This is a genomic window from Streptomyces griseoaurantiacus (assembly GCF_036189845.1).
In the GTDB taxonomy this organism is placed as follows: domain Bacteria; phylum Actinomycetota; class Actinomycetes; order Streptomycetales; family Streptomycetaceae; genus Streptomyces; species Streptomyces griseoaurantiacus.
This window is the reverse complement of the sequence record NZ_CP108326.1, coordinates 799,516-817,128: the sequence shown is the minus strand read 5'-3', so window position 1 is coordinate 817,128 and position 17,613 is coordinate 799,516. Positions and strand designations below refer to the sequence as shown.

The following is a 17,613-nucleotide window of genomic DNA, read 5'->3' as shown; positions in this document are numbered from 1 at the left end:
ATGATCACAGAAGTGATCACGGAACTGATCACCTGAGTCATCACGGACGTCGACTGCCGCTCAGGGCGGCAGGAACAGGAGAGCACCGTTTTGCCACGCCCGACCCACCTCACCCCCCGCCCCGGCCGCCGCACCGCGCTGGCCCTCGGCGCGGGGGCGGCCCTCGCCGCCGCCCTGCCCACCGCGTCGGCCCGAGCCGCCTCCTCCACCGGAACCGCCGGGCTCGCCCGGCGGTTCCGGGCGCTGGAGAAGGAGTACGCCGCCCGCCTCGGTGTCTACGCCCACGACACGGCGACCGGCCGGACCGTGCGGTACCGCGCGGACGAGACCTTCCCGCTCTGCTCGGTCTTCAAGGCCCTCGCCGCCGGCGCGGTCCTGCGCGACCTGGACCGCGACGGCGAGTTCCTCGCCAAGCGGGTGCACTACACGCAGAAGCAGGCGGACGACTCCGGGTACGCCCCCGTCACCGGACTGCCGGAGAACGTCGCGGGCGGCCTGACCGTCGGCGAACTGTGCGCCGCCGCGGTCTCCGAGAGCGACAACTGCGCCGGCAACCTGCTGCTGAGCGAACTGGGCGGACCGAGCGGCATCACCCGCTTCTGCCGTTCGCTCGGCGACGACACGACCCGCCTCGACCGCTGGGAGCCGGACCTCAACTCGGCGGAACCGTGGCGGAAGACCGACCTCACCACCCCGCAGGCCATCGGCCGGACCTACGGGCGCCTTCTCCTCGGCCGGGCGCTGCCCGAGGCCGACCGGGAGCGGCTGACCGGCTGGCTGGTCGCCAACACCACCAACACCGAGCGTTTCCGCGCGGGCCTGCCGAAGGACTGGATCCTGGCCGACAAGACCGGCGGCGGTTCCAGCTACGGCGTCGCCAACGACGTCGGCGTCGTCTGGCCCCCCGCGCGCCCGCCGTTGGTCCTGGCGATCCTGTCGACCAAGCTCGACCCGGCGGGCCCGACGGAGAACCCCCTGGTCGCCAAGGCGGCCGCGGCGGTCGCCGAAGCGCTGAGCTGACGGGTCCGCCGTGCGGCGCGCCTCCGGCCGACGGCCGAGGACGGCGCGCCGCGTGGCGGAAGCCGATGGCCGGGTCCCGAGCCGGTGGCCGGGTCCCGAGCCGGTGGCCGGGTCCCGAGCCGATGGCCGGGTCCCGAGCCGGTGGGCCGGACGGCGCCGGCATCCGCGGGGCCGCCGCCACTCGGCCGCGCCCGCGACACGCGGCCCCGCGCCCTTCGGCCCGTGCCCGGAGCGGCGGCCGGGCCGCTCGGCCCAGTGCCGGGACGGGCGGCGAGGCTTCTCGGTCCAGCGCCGGGGGTGCGGCGATGCTTCTCGGCCCGTGGGCGGCTGACGGCGGCGGCAGGACCGCCGCTGTTCGGCACCCCGCGCGCCTCGGCCGGGCCCGAGCGGCGTACGGTCGTCGCCGGCCCGGCCCGCCGCCGTCAGCCCCGGCCGCCGCCCGGCCCCGCACCACCCACATCCGGACCCGTCGGCCCCCCGCCACCCGCACCCGCACCCGGACCCGTCGGCCCCCCGCCACCCGCACCTTGGCCGGGCGTGGGGCCCGCCGCCCGACCCACCGCGGCCACCAGGGGCAGCAACCGGTACCGCACCCGTTCCCGCAGGGCCACCTCCGTCCGGGTGCGGACCACCCCGGGGATGCTGATCAACGTCTGCACGAGGTCCTCCAGGTGCGCGTTGTCCCGGGCGACCACGCGGGTCAGCAGATCGCCGCCGCCCGTCGTCGAGAACGCCTCGACGATCTCCGGGACCTCCGCCAGCGCGTCGCCCACCTCGTCCAGCCGCCCCTGGGTCACCTCCACGTGCACGAACGCCAGCACGGGATGGCCCAGCGCGGCGGGGGAGAGGGACGGTGCCGTGCCCGTGATCACCCCGTCCCGCTCCAGCCGGTCCAGGCGCGCCTGCAGGGTGCCGCGCGCGATCCCGAGGACCCGGGCGTACTCCCGCACGCTGGTGCGCGGCTGTTCGAGGAGCAGGCGCAGGATGCGGGTGTCGAGCTGGTCCACGGGCATGGTCCGTTGGCCCTCCGGTCGGTGGCGTCGAGCGTCGCCGACTGTACCAACGGCCCAGTCGAAGCGGCGCCTGTTGAGCCACGGCCACCCCCTTGTTTACCTTGAGCTCATCAATGGCGCCGCGCAGCGCAGGACGGCAACGAGGCCGGATCCGCGCCCGCGGCGCCTTTCCATGTCTTCCCGGGGCCGCCCGCGCACGTACGCGGGCGGCCCCGGACCTCCGGGGGTGACACGACGATGAAGACGCTCACGCGCACGCTCACGGCCGCCGACCCGGGCCTGACCCGGCTGCGGATCTCCCTGCGGGCGGTGCTCGGCATCGGCCTCGCCGTGGCCCTCTGCGCGATCGCGGGACTGCCGCTGACCGCCTCGATCACGGGCGGACTGGCCGCGCTGCTCGCACTGTTCACCGTCGCCGACCCGACCGTGCGCGGCCAGGCGGTCACCACCGCGCTGCTCCCGCTCGCCGGCCTGCCGGTGCTCGCGCTCGCCTCGGCCCTGCACGGGGCCCCGCCGCTCCGCGACGCCGCCTGGCTCGCCGTCGTGCTCGCCGGGGGGTACGCCCGCCGCTTCGGGCCGCGCGGCCACGCCCTCGGCGTCTTCGCGTTCATGATGTTCTTCACCGCGCAGTTCCTGCACGCCGTCCCCGGTGCCCTGCCGCAGCTCACCGCCGCCGTGCTGCTGTCGCTCGGCGCCGCCGCCGCGGTGCGGTTCGGAGCGTGGTGCGTGGAGCGGCGCACGGCCCCGCCCGCCGCGCTCGCCCCGCCGGCCGGACGCGGGCTCGCCCGGCACACCACCCGTCAGGCCCTCCAGGTGACCGCCGCCTGCGCCTTCGCGACGGCGGCCGGGGAACTGCTCTCGCCGGAGCGCTGGTACTGGGCGGTCGGCGCCGCCTGGTGGATCTTCGTCAACACCGCCTCCCGCGGCGAGACCCTGGTCCGCGGCTTCCGGCGGGTGTTCGGCACGGTGACCGGGCTGCTCGCCGGACTGCTGGTCGCCGTACCCGTGCACGGGTCTCCGGCGCCCACGGCGGCCCTCGTCGCGGTGTGCGTCTTCGGGATCTTCTACTCGGCACCCCTGTCGTACAGCTGGATGATGTTCTTCGTGACGGTCATGGCGGGCCTGCTCTACGGGCTTCTCGGCGTCCTGCACCCCGGGCTGCTCGGCCTGCGGCTGGCCGAGACGGGCGTGGGCGCGCTCGGCGCGGCGCTCGCCGTCGCACTGGTGCTGCCGGTCACGACGCACGCCGTGACCGACCACTGGGTGCGCCGGGCGCTGCACGCCGTGCACGCCTGCACGGCCGCCGCGTCCCGCCGCCTCGCCGGCGACGCCGGGGCCGACCCCGCGCCGTGCGCGGCGGAGCTCGAGGCGATCCTGGGGCGCGTACGGACGGCGCTCGCGCCCCTGGTCCACCCGCTCAACCCGCTGCGGGCACGCGGCGCGCGGGCGCGGACGATCCTGGCCCTGCTGGACGACTGCCTCCGTGAGACCCGCGGCCTCGCGGCCCTCGCCGCCCACCCCGACGCCTCCCACGACGCCCGGCTGACCGCCGCGTGCGCCCGCGTGGAGACGGCGGTGGAGGCACTCGTCGGTGCCGTCCCCGACCGCCCCGCCGCGACCCCGGTGGCGGCCCCCGGCCACCACCCGGCCGCCGAGGCCGCCCTGGCCCACCTGCACGGCCTGGAACGCGCCCTGACCGCCCTGTCCGCCCCGCTGACGGCCCCCGCCGCGCTGCGCCGGGCCCGCGCCTGAATCCCGTCCGGCGCCGCCGACCCTCTCTGGTCTAGACCCGCTGCTACCGTCGCCCCGAGGACCACACACGGGCGAGAGGGGACGACGTGGGCGCGAGCGGCGAGGGCGGACGGCGGCGGGCGTACATCGGGTCGTACACGGCGGAGGGCGGCCTGGGCGTCCTGTGCGCGGCCGTCGACGAGGACAGCGGCGCCCTCACCCCCCTCGGCGCCTGCGACGAGGTGCCCGACCCCTCCTTCCTCGCGCTGTCGCCGAAGGACGGACTGCTCTACGCCGTCAGCGAGACCTCCGACGGTGCCGTCGCCGCCTTCCGCGTCACCGGCGACACCCCCGAGCGCCTCGGCGCCCCCGTCCCCGTCGGCGGCAAGGGCCCCACCCACCTCAGCGTCCACGCCGGGCACGTCCTGACCGCCAACTACGGCTCCGGGAGCGTCACGGCCGTCCCGCTGCGCGCCGACGGCACCCTCGCGGGCGCCGCCTCCGGCGTACTCCGGCACACCGGTTCGGGGCCCGACCCCAAACGGCAGCAGGGCCCGCACGCCCACCAGGTGCTGCCGGACCCCTCCGGCCGGTGGCTGGTGAGCGTCGACCTCGGAACCGACTCCGTCCGCGTCTGCACCCTGGAGGCCGGGGTGCCGACCCTGCGCGGCGAGTACGCGCTGCGGCCCGGCTCCGGGCCCCGCCACCTCACGTTCCACCCCGGCGGCGAGTACGCCTACGTCGTCAACGAGCTCTCGCCCACGGTGACCGTCTGCCGCTGGGACGCCGGGACCGGCGCGCTCAAGCCGCTCGGCGAGAGCTCCGTGCTGACCGGCGCACCCGAGGGGGACGCCTACCCGTCGGGGATCGTGGTCTCGCCCGACGGCCGGTTCGTGTGGACCGCGACCCGCGGCGAGGACGTGGTGTCCGTCCTCGCCGTCGAGGCCGGGGGCGAGACCCTGCGGCTCCTGGCGACCGTGCCCTGCGGCGGCGCCTGGCCCCGCGACCTCGCCCTGTCGGGCCGCTTCCTCTACGTGGCCAACGAGCACTCCGGCAACGTCGCCGGGTTCGCCGTCGACCCGGCCTCCGGGCTGCCGCGCGCGAGCGGCTCGCTGGAGGCGCCCGCGGCCTCCTGCGTCGTGTTCGGCTGAGCCGGCGGCTCGCTCAGGGCGCCTCCCGGCACACGGCCGCGCGCCGGAAAGCCCCGGATGCGCCGGGACAGGCCGAAGGGCCCGCCTCCCCGAGGGGAGCGGGCCCTTTTCGCGTTGCGTGCCGGACGGAGTCCCGCCGACGTCCCGGGGATCAGCGCACCGGCGTGCCCTGGGGCTGCGGCTGGGCGATGCCGAGCGCCGTCGTGTACTTGGCGAGCACCAGCTTGCCGATCGCCGGGTAGGCGCCCAGCGGCTCGGCCGTGGCGCAGTCGGCCTCCTTCGCGGCGGCTTCCAGCAGGCCCTCGTCGAGTTCGGGGCCGATCAGGTACGGGGCGAGCGCGAGCTGCTGCGAGCCGGCCGCCCGCAGCTCCTCCGCCACGGCCGAGATCGAACCCTCCTCGTCCAGGGCCGCCGCCATCACCGGCACGGCGAGTCGCGCGGCGAGCAGCATGCCGGTGATCCCGGCCGCCTGCACCGCCTCGTCGCCGCCCACGGCGGCCAGGACGATGCCGTCGGCGGCGGTCGCCACGGTGAACAGGCGGGCGCGGTCGGCGCGGGCCAGACCGGCCTCGGACAGCCGGACGTGCAGCGCCTCGGCGAGCAGCGGGTGCGGGCCGAGGACGTCGGTCAGCTCCGCGGCGATCCGGCTCTCCATGACGGCCTGGCGGATCCGGCGCAGCAGCGCGTTGTCCGGACCGGCCAACAGCGGCACGACGACACCCACCGGGCCGTCGGGCTCCTTGACGTCGTTGCCGGCGGCACGGGCCTGCTCGTAGCGGGCGGTGCGCTCCTCGGCCCCACGGGCCAGGACGTGCCCCAGCGCGGGGAACTCGGAGTCGTCCCCGTCCACGTACGCGATGCGGGCATCGAGGCCGGGCAGCTCGGACCGTGCGATGCTCACCACCTCTTCGGCGAGGCTGCGCATCGCGGCGCTGGGCGTGCCCGGCACCGCGAGGACGAGCGCGGGCGAACCCTCGGGAACCGCGAGGGGCTCCGGGCGGCGGTGCCGCCCGGGCTGACGCGGACGCGGCATTCGTACAGGCAGGCCATTCGCGGGCCCAGTGGGGGAGCTCATGGCGCCGCATGCTACTGGCTTCCTGGGCTCCCCTGTTCGGGGAGGGTGCAGGTGAGCGGTATCCGTCCGGATTTGTCTGATGAGGTACGTACGAATTCGAGACGATCGACACGGTTGGACCATGTCGGCGGACGATTGTCGGAGCTGCCGGGGGAGCGGCGGGCCGTCCCTCCGAGGAGGGAACCCGCTCCGGGAGGGGTCATCCCTTCGGGTGGCCGAAAATGCGTGCCGAGGGCGTGGCCGGGGTCTATGGGGGCGCCGATGGCCGGTTTCCGGCCGTGCCGGGCAGGGTCCCGCTCCCGACCGTGACCCGGAGCAGGCGGGGGTCCTGCGGGAGGGGGAGGGGCCCGGCGGCGAGGGCGCCCGCGAGGCGTACCGCGCCGTGCAGCGGATCGCCCTCGGCGGTCGTCCTTCGCGCGTGCGGCAGGCAGCGCGTCAGCTCCTGTGCCAGCGGGGCGGTGAAGGCCTCGCCCAGCTTCAGCAGGCCGCCGGTGACGGCCAGGCGGGGCTGCCCGGAGGGCGGGCAGACGGCCGCCGCCGACTCCGCGAGGTGCCTCGCGGCGGCCCGCAGCACCTCGGCCGCGACCGGGTCGCCCCCGGCGCAGCCGGCCACCTCGGGTGCGAAGGAGGCGAGGACGGCGGCACGGTCCGCCCGCGGGTAGATCCGTCCCGGCAACTCGGCGACCGGCCCGAAGACCTCCTCGGCCCGCCGCAGCAGCGCGGCCGAACCGCCGGGTCGGCCGTCGTGGGCCCGCAGCGCGGCCTCCAGCCCGGCCCGGCCGATCCACGCCCCGCTCCCGCAGTCACCGAGCAGGTGCCCCCAGCCGTCCGCCCGGCGCCAGCCGGACAGATCCGTGCCGAGGGCGATCAGTCCGGTGCCCGCCGCGAGGACCGCGCCGCGCCGGAAGCCCAGCGCACCCGTGTAGGCGGTGACGGCGTCGGCGGCCAGCGCGAGCCGGGAGATCCCCAGCTCCCGTGCGAGGGCGGCCGGCAGCTCGGCCCGCAGGTCGTCGCCGAGCGTCGCCATGCCGGCCGCGCCGAGGGCCAGGGCGGCCGGCGCGCCGGCCCCCGCCTCGGCCAGCAGGCGCCGCACCGCCGGCACGAGCTGCTCCAGCAGATGCCGGGCCTCGATGCCGCGGTCCCCGGTGCGCACCGGCTCCCGCGAGACGAAGGGTTCGGCCACCGTGCCGCCGTCGGCCCGTGCCACCGCCACGCGGATGCCGGACCCGCCCGAGTCCACCCCGACCACCACCGCCCCGCCGCCGGGTACGGTCACGGGAGGCGCCAGTCCACCGGGGTCGCGCCCTGACGGGCCAGCAGGTCGTTCGCGCGGCTGAACGGACGCGAGCCGAAGAAGCCCCGGTCGGCCGACATCGGGGAGGGGTGCGCGGACTCCACGGACGGCAGATCGCCGAGCAGCGGACGCAGGTTGCGGGCGTCGCGGCCCCACAGGATCGACACGAGCGGCCTGCCGCGCGCGACGAGGGCGCGGATGGCCTGCTCGGTGACCTCCTCCCAGCCCTTGCCCCGGTGCGCGCCCGGTTTGCGCGGGGCCGTGGTCAGCGCCCTGTTGAGCAGCAGCACTCCCTGCCGCGTCCACGGCGTCAGATCGCCGTCGGAGGGCTGAGGGAGCCCCAGATCGGTGTGCAGCTCGCGGAAGATGTTGAGCAGGCTGCCCGGCAGCGGCCGCACCTCGGGTGCGACGGAGAACGAGAGCCCCACCGCGTGCCCCGGCGTCGGGTACGGGTCCTGTCCGACGATCAGGACCCTCACCTCGTCGAAGGGCTGCTGGAAGGCCCGCAGGACGTTCGGCCCCGCCGGCAGGTAGGTCCGTCCGGCGGCGATCTCCGCGCGCAGGAAGTCGCCCATCTCGGCGATCCTCCCGGCCACGGGGTCGAGGGCCTTCGCCCAGCCCGGTTCGACGATTTCGTGCAACGGTCGTGGTGCCACGGCCGTCACCCTACTGCCGGAGCCACCGTGACGATCAACCGATGGCCGGCCGGTGACCGGAACCGGCCGTTCTGCCGCCGAACGGGCCGTCGTCCGGGCGGCGTCGACCACCGGCGGCGCGGAGCCGCTCACCCGGTCACCGCCGCCCGGACACACAGCACGTCCGGCAGGTGCGAGGCGAGCAGCCGCCAGCTGTCGCCCTCGTCCGCCGAGGCGTACACCTCGCCGTTGCGGTTGCCGAAGTAGACGCCCGCCGGATCGGCGTCGTCCGTGCACAGCGCGTCGCGCAGCACCGTCCCGTAGTGGTCCTCTTGGGGCAGCCCCGCGCTCAGCGGCTCCCAGGTGGCGCCCGCGTCGGCCGTGCGGAAGACCCGGCACCGGTGGTCCGCCGGAACCCGGTCGGCGTCGGCGTTGATCGGGAAGACGTACGCGGTGTCCCCGCGGTGCGGATGCGCGGCCACCGCGAACCCGAACGTGGACGGAAGACCCTCGCCGATGTCCGTCCAGTGCGCCCCGTTGTCGTCACTGCGGTACACGCCCCAGTGGTTCTGCAGGTAGAGGCGGTCGGGCTCGGCCGCGTCCCGGGCGACCTTGTGCACGCACTGCCCGAACTCGGGGTCGGGGTCGGGCAGGAAGACCGCCGAGACACCGGAGTTGGACGGCTCCCAGTGCGCGCCGCCGTCCCGGGTGCGGAACACGCCCGCGGTGGAGACCGCGACCGTCACCGCGCCGGCGTCGCGCCGGTCGGTGAGCACCGTGTGCAGGCCCTCTCCGCCGCCGCCCGGCACCCATCTGTCCCGCGTCGGGTGCTCCCACAGCGGGCGGACCAGGGAGAAGCTCTCGCCCCTGTCCTCCGAGCGGTACAGGGCGGCCGGTTCCGTGCCCGCGTACACCACGTCGGGCTCCGCGGCGGCCGGGTGCAGTTGCCAGACCCGCTCCAGCGAGGCCCCCGTGTCCTGGGGGAACCGCACGGCGGGCTTCGCCGGTTCCGTCCAGGTGCGCCCGAGGTCGTCGGAGTGGAAGACCGAGGGGCCCCAGTGCGCGCTGTCCCCTCCCACGAGCAGCCGGGGCGCCGGCCCGCGGGTGTCGATCGCGACGGAGTAGACCGCCTGCGCGTTGAAGTACGGCCGCTCGTCGAACTCCCAGACGCCACCCCGTCGGCGTCCGATGAACAGGCCCTTGCGGGTGCCCACGGTGAGCAGGACGTCGGACATGCCGACCACCTCCGAAACCTCGTCGTTCCAGACACGGGTCAGTCTGCACCCGACCACTGACAGTGGCCCTCGGGCGCTCACGGCTCGAGCCGCGTGCCCTCTCGGGCGTCCTCCGGCGCGGGCCGCCCGGCCCCCTGCCGTGCCACTCGCTCCGCGTGCGCGTCGTCCCGGCGGTCGGTGGCGAAGAAGCGCGACAGATCGCCGGCGCGCGCCCCCTGCGCCCCCGAGGACTCGTCGCCCTCGGGTGGCGCCCCCTGCTCCCACGCGAGGCCGTAGCGGCCGAACAGTTCCGCGCGCAGCACCGGCAGCGGCATCGGGGCCCCCGGCACGAGGGCGGCGTACACCGCACCCATCAGCAGGGCCCGCAGCATGGGGTAGTCCCGCTCGGGACGGTCCGAACCGCTGCGGACCACCGTCTCGCGCAGCAGTTCCGCCAGCCGCTGCTGTTCGGGACAGCGCACGAAACCCTCGGCCTGCAGTATTCCGGCCATGTGCTCCCGCATGAGGACGGGATGGTCGCGCGTCAGACCGAGGATCGCGTCGATCGCCCGCGCCATGCGCTCGTGCCCGTCCTCGGTCGACGGCGCGCGCTCCAGGCCCTCCTCCAGCGTGCGGTGCATCAGCCGGTGCACCGCCGACTGCAGCAGCTGCCGCTTGCCGGGGAAGTAGTACGACACCAGTCCCCGGGCCGAGCCGGCGCGATCCGCGATGTCGGCCAGCGTCGTCGCCTCGTAACCGCGTTCCCCGACGAGTTCGACGGTGGCCTGCAGTAGCCGCTCCCGGGAACGTCGCCGCAATTCTTCGTTGACCGAGGCGCTGCGCGGCGACATTCTGTAACTCCTGCGTTGACTGGCTGCCAGCCAACTATACTCAGCGCACCCCGGACCCGGTCGGCGCTGGTTCGTCGGGGCTGCCGTCTGTCTCGGGTGACGCGGGGGATCACCCGAGACAGGCGTGCGGGGCTTGCGGCCCAGGTCGGGAGCGCCGCGTCCCCCGCGGGTGTACGCAGGTGTCGCCGTGCGGAGCGAGCCTCCCTAGAGTGGGGCGGGAGCCCCTTGGGAGGCGTACGGACATGGACGAGCAGCAGATCCTCGGCAGGATCACGGCCATGGTGGACGAGGAGCGCGCCCTGCGCGAGGCCCTTACGTCCGGCCGGATCGACAACGACACCGAACACCGGCGGCTCGGCGACATCGAGCGGGAACTGGACCAGTGCTGGGATCTGCTGCGCCGGCGCCGGGCGAAGACCGAGTTCGGCGAGAACCCCGACGAGGCCAGGGTGAGCCCGGTCTCGCAGGTCGAGAACTACCTGGAGTGAGAGGCCGTACCGGTCAGGGCCGCCGCGCCGGCGGCCGGGCGGGCGTGCCGCCGTACCGGCGCTCGTACGTCACCACGGCCAGGGCGACCAGCAGGAGACCGAGCAGCCAGCCGCCGAGGACGTCCGAGGGCCAGTGCACCCCGAGCCAGATCCGGGTCAGCCCCACCCCCGTGACCGACACGAGGGCGGCGGCCACCGCCGAGCGCCACAGCACGCGTCCGGCGCCGTACCGGCGCAGCAGCCACAGCAGCAGCCCGCACACCACCGTCGCCGTCAGCGCGTGACCGGAGGGGTAGGCGGCGTAGTGGGCCGAGTCGACGGGGTCGGGCCACACCGGACGCGGGCGGCCGACCAGGGCCTTGAGCGCCTGCTGCAGCAGGGTGCCCAGCGCGCACGTGACCGCCACCCACAGCGCGAGCGGCCGGTCGCAGCGGCGCCACACCAGCCACACCACGGCGGCCGCGCACAGCAGCCGCATGGTCACCGGGTCCCAGACCCAGTCCGTGAGGATCCGGCACGCGTGGGTGAGCCCGGCGTGCCCGACGGCTCCCCGGTGCGCGGCGCGGGCGAGCCCGGCGTCGGCGGAGAGGAGCGGACCCCAGGAGGAGGCGACCAGCGCGGTCAGCAGCGCGGCGAGGGCGGCGAGGGCGGCGCACAGGGCCGCGCCGCGCCGGGCGCCGGCCCCGGGGGACGTCGGGGCTTTTGGTGGTGCGTCGGCGTGCGGCGGGTGCATGCTCGGCTCCTCTCCGGCCGGCGGGGCCGGAAACCACACCGGGTGCGGTGGCCGGGCGGCCGCCCGTCTATCCCAGTGCCCGCAGTCCCGGGACGAACGCCACCAGGACGGGGACCACGGGTACCAGGGCCGCCACCGCGGTCAGGCGCAGCCGGTGGACCGGCCTGAGCCGGTCGGGGGGCGTGAGCAGCCGGTTGACCCGCTGCGGGACGTGCGCCTGCGGGGTGGGACAGGGGCCGAAGAGACCCCGGTCCTCGTTGAGCCCGACCAGGGCCAGGGCGGTGGTGAGACGGCCGAAGCGGCGGGAGGCCATGTCGTCGGCGGCCAGTTCGACCAGTCGGTGCATCTCGTCCCGGAACGCGGCGAACACCGGCACCTGCGGGAAACCGTTGGCCAGCGCGTCCGAACAGTGCAGCAGCCAGTCGTGCCGGGCCTGCGCGTGCCCCTGCTCGTGGGCCAGCACCGCGTCGAGCTGCTTTCCCCTGAGCCGGCGCAGGGCGGCGGTGGTGAGGGCGAGCTGCGGCGCGGCCCCCGGCAGCCACCAGGCGTCGGGGCGCTCGCCCTCGATGATCACAAGACGGTCCGAACCCGGCTCCTCGCCGGGCAGCAGCGGCGCGCGGACGAGGAGTTCCTTCCGGCTGCGCCGGCGGTGGGCGCGGGCCCGGAGGATCTCCCGCACCAGCATGGCCCCGCTCCACAGCCCGCCGCAGGCCAGCGTCACCGCCGTCGCGGCGGCCCACCCGCCGCCCGGGCCCAGCGCGTAGGCGTTGACGACGGAGTGCGGAGCCGGGGCGAAGACGTGTCCGCGGACGGCTTCCCAGGCGCCGGCCGCGCTCAGGGTCATCGACAGGACGCAGCACACGAGGACGGCCGCCACGACGCACTGCCAGACCCACAGGGCGACCACGGGTTCCCGGTCCGGCCAGTCGGCCCGGGCGAGCAGCCGTGGGGCGACGACGGCGGTCAAGGCGCCGAGCAGCAGCAGTGCCGCGGGAACCATCATGGGTGAAGAGTATGAGCCGGGCGGTGTCCCGGGATACGCGCCGTCAGCGCAAAGTGACGCACGCCACGGCCCGGGAGCGGCCGCCCCGGTGTGAAAGCGCGCGAGGCGGGGCACGCGGCCCGCTCGGCGCCTGCCGGGCGCTCTCACCTCATCAGCAGCATCGCGAGCATGCCCATCGCCATGGACAGCCGGCACGCGTGCGCCAGCTCGACCCGGTCCCGCCACGGCACAGCCCCCCGCGTGTCGCCCCCGAGGGCCGCCGCGGCCGGCACCAGCCGGGCGCCCGACCACAGCACGTACCCGGCGAAGTACAGCGCGAGCAGCCCCGTCACGGCCGGCGGCCCCGCGGCCGCCCCGTGCCCGTGATGACCCGAGGCGGAGGGGGCGAGCGACATGACGGCCGCCATGTAGACCATGGCGCCCGTACCGACGAGGTGGTGCAGATGGTGCCCGCCGGACCGGGCCGCCCATCCCGCACGGACCGTCGCCGCGCCGAACACCGCCGCCCACGCGCCCCAGGCCCAGTGCGGCGGTGCCATGACCGCGGCCGGTACGGCCATGGCCGCCATCCCGAATCCCATCAGCGCCTCGGCGCCCGCCGTCCGGCGCTGCTCCTCGACGGCGCTGCGCGTGCGCAGCAGGCAGTAGGCCCCGGTCACCGCGCACAGCGCGAAGAGCAGCCACCCGGGCGAAGCCGATCCGTGCACCCGTACCCCCCGATCGTCGGTGCCGCGTCCCGCGGGGGGACGGCGGCCGAACAGCCGGTGATTGCGGCCGGTCCTCACAGTCGGTCAGGGCATGCCCCGGCGGGAGGACGCGCAAAAGGGCGCAAAGGGGTAGCCGGGGGAGCGTACGCCTCACGCCGCGCCTCCCAAGGGGCGCGAGCCGGATAATCATTCACGAGTAAAACACATGTTAATCTTTTTGCATGCCCGGTGCCCACGCCAAGTCCTCGAAGTTCTCAAGGTCCTCGCGGCCCGCAAGGCCGTCCCGGCCCTCCGGGGAGTGCGAGCCCTCGCGGCCCGCCAGGTTCGCCGCGATCCGGGTCCGCCGGTTCCCGTTCCTCGCCGTCCTGCGTCTGGGCGGCCCCTCCGAGATCTGGTTCAAACCGGCACTGAGCGTCGTCGCCGCCGTCGCGCCGCCCAATTTCGCGCTGCTCGCCCTCGGCCGCCTCGACCTCGCGATGTACACGATGGCGGGCGGCCTGTGCGCCCTCTACGCGCACAGCCGCCCGTACGCCGCGCGGGCCCGCGTCCTCGCCCTGGTGGCGGCCGGCATGCTCGCCGGGCTCGCCGTCGCCCTGGTGGCGGCCTCGCTCACGAGCGACGCCCTCGTCCTGGTGCTCGTCGGCGCGCTGCTCGCCGCCGTGCAGAAGACGGTGTGCGACGCGACCCGCGTCGGCCCGCCCGGTCACGTCATCCTCACCTTCATCTCCTCGGCAGCCCTGTTCGCGCCCCAGTCCCTCGGGCAGGTCCCCGGACACCTCGGGCTGACCGCCCTCGCCGGTGCCTGGGCGTGGATCGTCGGCATGGCCCCCGGACTCCTCCGGCCGCACGGACCCGAGCGCCGTACGACCGCCCAGGCGCTGCGGGCGGCCGCCGCGTACGCCGCGACGGGCGGCACGGGCGAGGGCGCGGGCCGGGCGCGCGCCGCGGCCGCGGCCGCCGTCCAGGCCGCCTGGCAGTCCCTCCTGCCGCCCACCCGCCCGACCCTCACGCGCCTCGCCCTGCGGCGGCTCCTGGTCCGCGCGGAGGTCGCGCTCGCCGCGCCCGCCGACACCGACCCCGACCGGCTGCGGACCTGGGCCCTCGCCCTGCGCGGCAACGGACCCGTCCCCGAGGCCGAGGGGCTTGGGGAGGCGGCCGAGGAACTCCTCGGCGCCGACATCGAGGCGAAGGCCGCACACGACGCCCCCGCGCGGCCGCTGCGCGAGGGACTGGGCCACCTCGCCCCCCTCGCACTGCGCACGGCACTGGGCTGCGCCCTCGCCGGTGCCGCCGCGCTCGCGCTCGGCGTCGGGCGCCCGTACTGGGCCCTGGTCACCGCCGCCTCCCTGTACCAGGTCAACCTCACGCTCACCTGGAGCCGCGCCGTCCAGCGGGTCGTCGGCAACGTCCTCGGCGTCCTGCTCTTCGCGGCGGTCGCCCCGCTGGCCCACCTCGCCCCGGTGGTCCTCGTGCTGTGCTGCCTGGCCTTCAACTTCACCGCCGAGGCGTTCATCGGCCGCAACTACTGGCTCGGCACCGTCTGCGTGACCCCGATGGCGCTGCTCGTCACCGAGTTCGCGCGGCTGCAGCACCCCGGCGAGCTGATGGCGGACCGGATGCTCGACACGCTGGTGGGCGCGCTGGTCGGCTTCCTCGCGGCGGTCGCCGTCACCAACCGGCGGGCCGGCGACCGGGTCGAGAGGGCGCTCGGCACGGTCGAGCGCGCCCGGGAGCACGCGGCGCGCACGGTGGCCGCCGAGCGCCCCGTGCCGGGCGCGCTGGAGTCCGCACGGCGCGCGCTGGCCGCAGCCGTCGTCGAGCTGCGCGCCGCCGCCGACGCCGCGGCCGGCGAATGGTGGCAGCGCGCGCTGCCCGAGGAGCGGGTGCTCGAGGCCGAGCGCGCGGCACACCGTACGCTCGCCGCGACGGTGCGACGCCAGGTGTCGCACACATCGCGGACCCCGCACACCTCGGAGGACACACGGGCATGACGGCGGCGAGAACGACGGGCGCGGCACACACGGCGGACGGCGGGGAAGTCCCGGGGGACCGGACGGCCGCCGACTCCGGCCCCCCGCGCGGCAGCGCCCGCGCCGCCGCGCACGACACGGTCGCCGCCGTCGTGCGGCAGTGGCGGACGGTACGGCCCGACATCGACACCCGCCCCATGGAGATCATCGGCCGCGTCAACCGCTGCGCCGCCCTCCTCCAGCAGGCGGAGGACGCCCCGCTGCGGCACGCGGGTCTCACCAAGCCCGAGTTCGACGTCCTCGGCACCCTGCGGCGCACCGACCACGAGCTGACCCCCGGCGAGCTGGCCCGGGAGACCTTCTCCTCGGGGGCCGCCGTCACCAAGCGGCTCAAACACCTGGGCGAGCGCGGTCTGGTCGAGCGGCGCGGGGACGACCGGGACCGCCGGGTCGCCCACGTCCGCCTCACCGACGCCGGACGCGAGCTGGTCGACTCCCTCCTGCCCGAACAGCTCGCCTACGAGAGCGCCGCCCTCTCCGGTCTCGACGAGGCACGGCAGGACGAACTCGCGGGCATCCTCGGCGAACTGCTGATCCAGCTCGAGGGCCGCCTCGGCGGCCCGCGCGGCTGACCGCCCGCGGCCCCGCCGGGACCACGGCGCCGGATCGGTTCAGATGCCCGGCCGGTACCGCATCGGATGATCGGCCGGGACCTCCACGAGCACGATCCGGACGCCGTCCGGGTCCTCGATCCACATCTCGACGAGCCCCCAGGGCTCCCTCACCGGCGGCCGCAGGACCGCGACCCCCTTGGCCACCAGCTCCTCGTGGGCGGCCGCGGCGTCCGCGACCTGGAGCCACAGCCGCACGGCGGGCGTGAGGGGGGTCTCGGAGCGGCCGGACACCTCCAGGTGGCCGCCGCCGAGGAAGTAGACGGTGCCGCGTTCGGGACCCGTGCCGAACTCGCGGTACACCGGGAGCCCCAGCAGCTCGCCGTAGAACGTGCGGGAACGCTCGGGGTCCGTGGGCCGCAGCAGGACACGGCTGCTCAGTACATGCACCATGTCCGAGCAGCCTAGGACCTGTCGGACCCGGCGGTTAGTCTCTTCCCTGCCGTGCCGTGCGACAGATCGGAGCCACCTCATGGAGACCGCCGCCACCGCCGCCTCCGCCTCCCCGCTGACCTACCGCGACGCCACCGACGCCGACGTCGAGGCGCTCGTCGTGCTCGTGGAGTCGGCGTACCGCGGCGAGGCCAGCCGGACGGGCTGGACGACGGAGGCGGACATCCTCGACGGGCAGCGGACCGACGCAGAGGGCGTGCTGGAGGTCATCGAGGCGCCCGACAGCCGGCTGCTCCTCGCGGAGCGGGAGGGTGTCCTCGTCGCCTGCTGCCACCTGGAGCACCGCGGGGAGAGCGCCTACTTCGGCATGTTCGCGGTCCGTCCGGGGCTGCAGGGCGGCGGCCTCGGCCGGGCGGTGCTGGCCGAGGCGGAGCGGGCGGCGCGGGAGAGCTGGGGAGTCACCGAGATGCAGATGACGGTGATCTCCGTGCGCGAGGACCTGATCGCCTGGTACGAGCGCCGCGGCTACCGCCGCACGGGCCGGACCAGTGCCTTCCCGTACGGCGACGAGCGCTTCGGCATACCGCTGCGGGACGACCTGCGCTTCGAGCTGCTGGTCAAGCCGCTGGGTGGGGACGCCTCCGAGGGGGCCGCCGAGGGCGTCCCGGCGGCGCGGCCGTAGGACGGCGTCCGCGTGCCGGTCAGGCGGTGAACCGGCCGGTGCGCTTGATCTCGGGGTAGTCGGTCGTCGCGCCGTCCAGCTCCAGGGCGCGCACGAGACGCAGGTGGTCCTGGGTGTTCACCACCCAGCCGATGATCCGCAGGTCGGCCTTGCGCGCGTGCTCCACGACCTCCAGGGTCAGCCTGCGGATGTTGAGCACGAGCGTCGTGGCGCCGACGGCCGTGGCGCGCTCCACCACGTCCAGGCCGTAGCGGCTGGCGACCAGCGCGGTGCGCACACCAGGGACCAGCCGGGCGATCTCGGCGAGCGCCTCGTCGTGGAAGGAGATCACCTCCACACGTGCCACCAGGTCCCGCCGGTGCATCACGTCGGCCAGCGCGCGGGCCGCGGCGACGTCCTTGATCTCGGCCTGGAGCGGAGACCGCACCGCGTCCAGCACCTCCTCGAAGGTCGGCACGCGCTCGCCCCGCCCGGCGTCGAGCGCCCGCAGCTCGGCGAGGGTCTTCTCGGCGATGGGTCCCGCACCGTCCGTCGTCCGGTCCACCTCGGCGTCGTGCATGACGACGAGGGCTCCGTCCTTGCTCAGATGCAGATCCAGTTCGATCAGGTCGAGGCCCGCGCGCTCGGCGGCGACGAAGGACCGGAGGGTGTTCTCGGGCTCGATGCCCATGACTCCGCGGTGACCGATGGTGAGGAAGTTCAAGGTCCATCTCGCTTCCGTCGACGGCGGCTCGGCTGCCGCGCACAGCGTCTTCGTACCCACGCGGCAGGGCGCAGCCTAACGGCCCGCACCCGCGGTGAACCCGGTCGGACACGGCGAAACGGAAGCACCTGGTCGTAGCGGGCCGTGAAGCACGCCCGACCGGCCTCACTCCCGGGTGGCCGCGTCCCCTCGCGGTCGCCGGGAGGCGCCCACGGTACCCGGGAACCCGCGGTGGCCGGATCCCGTCGTCCGGTCGACCTCCTGGGAGGAGGCGGGGCG

17 protein-coding genes and 1 pseudogene are annotated in these 17,613 nt (G+C 75.7%); 7 read left to right on the top strand and 11 right to left on the bottom strand.

Features of this window, described 5'->3' with window-relative positions; genetic code table 11:
* The first annotated feature begins 90 nt into the window (after nucleotides 1-90).
* Entirely contained in the window at nucleotides 91-1,020 is a 930-nt protein-coding gene (gene bla, locus OHB09_RS03775) for a class A beta-lactamase (protein ID WP_093590150.1), read from the top strand.
* A gap of 542 nt (nucleotides 1,021-1,562) precedes the next feature.
* On the opposite strand, the pseudogene OHB09_RS03770 reads toward bla, so the two are convergent.
* A pseudogene (locus OHB09_RS03770) lies at nucleotides 1,563-2,033 on the bottom strand (Lrp/AsnC family transcriptional regulator); the annotation flags it as partial.
* Nucleotides 2,034-2,270: 237 nt separating this feature from the next.
* Here OHB09_RS03770 and OHB09_RS03765 point away from each other — a divergent pair.
* On the top strand, nucleotides 2,271-3,785 hold the full coding sequence (locus tag OHB09_RS03765; protein ID WP_328921602.1) for an FUSC family protein: 1,515 nt from the start codon (nucleotides 2,271-2,273) through the stop codon (nucleotides 3,783-3,785).
* Nucleotides 3,786-3,871: 86 nt separating this feature from the next.
* Nucleotides 3,872-4,915, top strand: a complete 1,044-nt coding sequence (locus OHB09_RS03760; RefSeq protein WP_328729946.1) for a lactonase family protein — start codon at nucleotides 3,872-3,874, stop codon at nucleotides 4,913-4,915.
* Between the two features lie 151 nt (nucleotides 4,916-5,066).
* Here the strand turns inward: OHB09_RS03760 and OHB09_RS03755 are convergent, their stop codons facing one another.
* From OHB09_RS03755 to OHB09_RS03735, 5 genes are all read right to left on the bottom strand, one after another.
* Nucleotides 5,067-5,990, bottom strand: a complete 924-nt coding sequence (locus OHB09_RS03755) for a sirohydrochlorin chelatase (protein WP_086011045.1) — start codon at nucleotides 5,988-5,990, stop codon at nucleotides 5,067-5,069.
* A gap of 247 nt (nucleotides 5,991-6,237) precedes the next feature.
* The gene (locus OHB09_RS03750) at nucleotides 6,238-7,266 is read right to left on the bottom strand and encodes an N-acetylglucosamine kinase (RefSeq protein WP_328919330.1); all 1,029 of its coding nucleotides are present in this window, start codon (nucleotides 7,264-7,266) and stop codon (nucleotides 6,238-6,240) included.
* Nucleotides 7,263-7,940, bottom strand: a complete 678-nt coding sequence (locus OHB09_RS03745) for a uracil-DNA glycosylase (protein WP_040897407.1) — start codon at nucleotides 7,938-7,940, stop codon at nucleotides 7,263-7,265. Before OHB09_RS03745 ends, OHB09_RS03750 begins: the two co-directional genes overlap by 4 nt.
* A gap of 128 nt (nucleotides 7,941-8,068) precedes the next feature.
* Nucleotides 8,069-9,154, bottom strand: a complete 1,086-nt coding sequence (locus tag OHB09_RS03740) for a WD40/YVTN/BNR-like repeat-containing protein (RefSeq protein ID WP_191852593.1) — start codon at nucleotides 9,152-9,154, stop codon at nucleotides 8,069-8,071.
* Between the two features lie 77 nt (nucleotides 9,155-9,231).
* The gene (locus OHB09_RS03735; protein WP_006144413.1) at nucleotides 9,232-9,984 is read right to left on the bottom strand and encodes a TetR/AcrR family transcriptional regulator; all 753 of its coding nucleotides are present in this window, start codon (nucleotides 9,982-9,984) and stop codon (nucleotides 9,232-9,234) included.
* A gap of 242 nt (nucleotides 9,985-10,226) precedes the next feature.
* Between OHB09_RS03735 and OHB09_RS03730 the strand changes: the two genes are divergently transcribed.
* The gene (locus tag OHB09_RS03730; protein ID WP_006144414.1) at nucleotides 10,227-10,472 is read left to right on the top strand and encodes a DUF2630 family protein; all 246 of its coding nucleotides are present in this window, start codon (nucleotides 10,227-10,229) and stop codon (nucleotides 10,470-10,472) included.
* A gap of 13 nt (nucleotides 10,473-10,485) precedes the next feature.
* On the opposite strand, the gene OHB09_RS03725 is transcribed toward OHB09_RS03730, so the two are convergent.
* The 3 genes from OHB09_RS03725 to OHB09_RS03715 form a co-directional block, all read right to left on the bottom strand.
* On the bottom strand, nucleotides 10,486-11,205 hold the full coding sequence (locus OHB09_RS03725) for a phosphatase PAP2 family protein (RefSeq protein ID WP_191852592.1): 720 nt from the start codon (nucleotides 11,203-11,205) through the stop codon (nucleotides 10,486-10,488).
* Nucleotides 11,206-11,272: 67 nt separating this feature from the next.
* Entirely contained in the window at nucleotides 11,273-12,208 is a 936-nt protein-coding gene (locus OHB09_RS03720; protein ID WP_040897267.1) for a M56 family metallopeptidase, read from the bottom strand.
* 143 nt (nucleotides 12,209-12,351) lie between these two features.
* Nucleotides 12,352-12,915, bottom strand: coding sequence for a DUF5134 domain-containing protein (locus OHB09_RS03715; protein WP_191852591.1), 564 nt, complete (start codon nucleotides 12,913-12,915; stop codon nucleotides 12,352-12,354).
* Nucleotides 12,916-13,136: 221 nt separating this feature from the next.
* On the opposite strand from OHB09_RS03715, the gene OHB09_RS03710 reads away from it, so the two are divergent.
* Both OHB09_RS03710 and OHB09_RS03705 read left to right on the top strand, forming a co-directional pair.
* Nucleotides 13,137-14,906 (top strand): FUSC family protein, encoded by a 1,770-nt coding sequence (locus tag OHB09_RS03710; protein WP_328921601.1) that lies wholly within the window; start codon nucleotides 13,137-13,139, stop codon nucleotides 14,904-14,906.
* Nucleotides 14,903-15,517, top strand: coding sequence for a MarR family winged helix-turn-helix transcriptional regulator (locus OHB09_RS03705; RefSeq protein ID WP_093590174.1), 615 nt, complete (start codon nucleotides 14,903-14,905; stop codon nucleotides 15,515-15,517). Before OHB09_RS03710 ends, OHB09_RS03705 begins: the two co-directional genes overlap by 4 nt.
* A gap of 39 nt (nucleotides 15,518-15,556) precedes the next feature.
* Here OHB09_RS03705 and OHB09_RS03700 read toward each other — a convergent pair whose 3' ends face one another.
* A complete protein-coding gene (locus tag OHB09_RS03700; RefSeq protein ID WP_167793682.1) occupies nucleotides 15,557-15,949 on the bottom strand; it encodes a VOC family protein in 393 nt (130 codons plus the stop codon).
* 79 nt (nucleotides 15,950-16,028) lie between these two features.
* Here OHB09_RS03700 and OHB09_RS03695 point away from each other — a divergent pair, with 79 nt between their 5' ends.
* Nucleotides 16,029-16,631 carry a GNAT family N-acetyltransferase gene (locus OHB09_RS03695; protein ID WP_006144423.1) on the top strand — a complete coding sequence of 201 codons (603 nt, stop codon included), beginning with the start codon at nucleotides 16,029-16,031 and terminating at the stop codon, nucleotides 16,629-16,631.
* 19 nt (nucleotides 16,632-16,650) lie between these two features.
* On the opposite strand, the gene OHB09_RS03690 is transcribed toward OHB09_RS03695, so the two are convergent.
* The gene (locus tag OHB09_RS03690) at nucleotides 16,651-17,334 is read right to left on the bottom strand and encodes a glycerophosphodiester phosphodiesterase (RefSeq protein ID WP_006144424.1); all 684 of its coding nucleotides are present in this window, start codon (nucleotides 17,332-17,334) and stop codon (nucleotides 16,651-16,653) included.
* Nucleotides 17,335-17,613 lie beyond the last annotated feature (279 nt).

Bases quoted from the DNA above. Each gene is read 5' to 3' on its own strand.
- OHB09_RS03725 (WP_191852592.1), bottom strand. From the start codon at position 11,205: ATGCACCCGCCGCACGCCGACGCACCACCAAAAGCCCCGACGTCCCCC.
- OHB09_RS03700 (WP_167793682.1), bottom strand. From the start codon at position 15,949: ATGGTGCATGTACTGAGCAGCCGTGTCCTGCTGCGGCCCACGGACCCC.
- OHB09_RS03765 (WP_328921602.1), top strand. From the start codon at position 2,271: ATGAAGACGCTCACGCGCACGCTCACGGCCGCCGACCCGGGCCTGACC.
- OHB09_RS03740 (WP_191852593.1), bottom strand. From the start codon at position 9,154: ATGTCCGACGTCCTGCTCACCGTGGGCACCCGCAAGGGCCTGTTCATC.
- OHB09_RS03695 (WP_006144423.1), top strand. From the start codon at position 16,029: ATGGAGACCGCCGCCACCGCCGCCTCCGCCTCCCCGCTGACCTACCGC.
- OHB09_RS03705 (WP_093590174.1), top strand. From the start codon at position 14,903: ATGACGGCGGCGAGAACGACGGGCGCGGCACACACGGCGGACGGCGGG.
- OHB09_RS03720 (WP_040897267.1), bottom strand. From the start codon at position 12,208: ATGATGGTTCCCGCGGCACTGCTGCTGCTCGGCGCCTTGACCGCCGTC.
- OHB09_RS03735 (WP_006144413.1), bottom strand. From the start codon at position 9,984: ATGTCGCCGCGCAGCGCCTCGGTCAACGAAGAATTGCGGCGACGTTCC.
- OHB09_RS03730 (WP_006144414.1), top strand. From the start codon at position 10,227: ATGGACGAGCAGCAGATCCTCGGCAGGATCACGGCCATGGTGGACGAG.
- OHB09_RS03755 (WP_086011045.1), bottom strand. From the start codon at position 5,990: ATGAGCTCCCCCACTGGGCCCGCGAATGGCCTGCCTGTACGAATGCCG.
- OHB09_RS03710 (WP_328921601.1), top strand. From the start codon at position 13,137: ATGCCCGGTGCCCACGCCAAGTCCTCGAAGTTCTCAAGGTCCTCGCGG.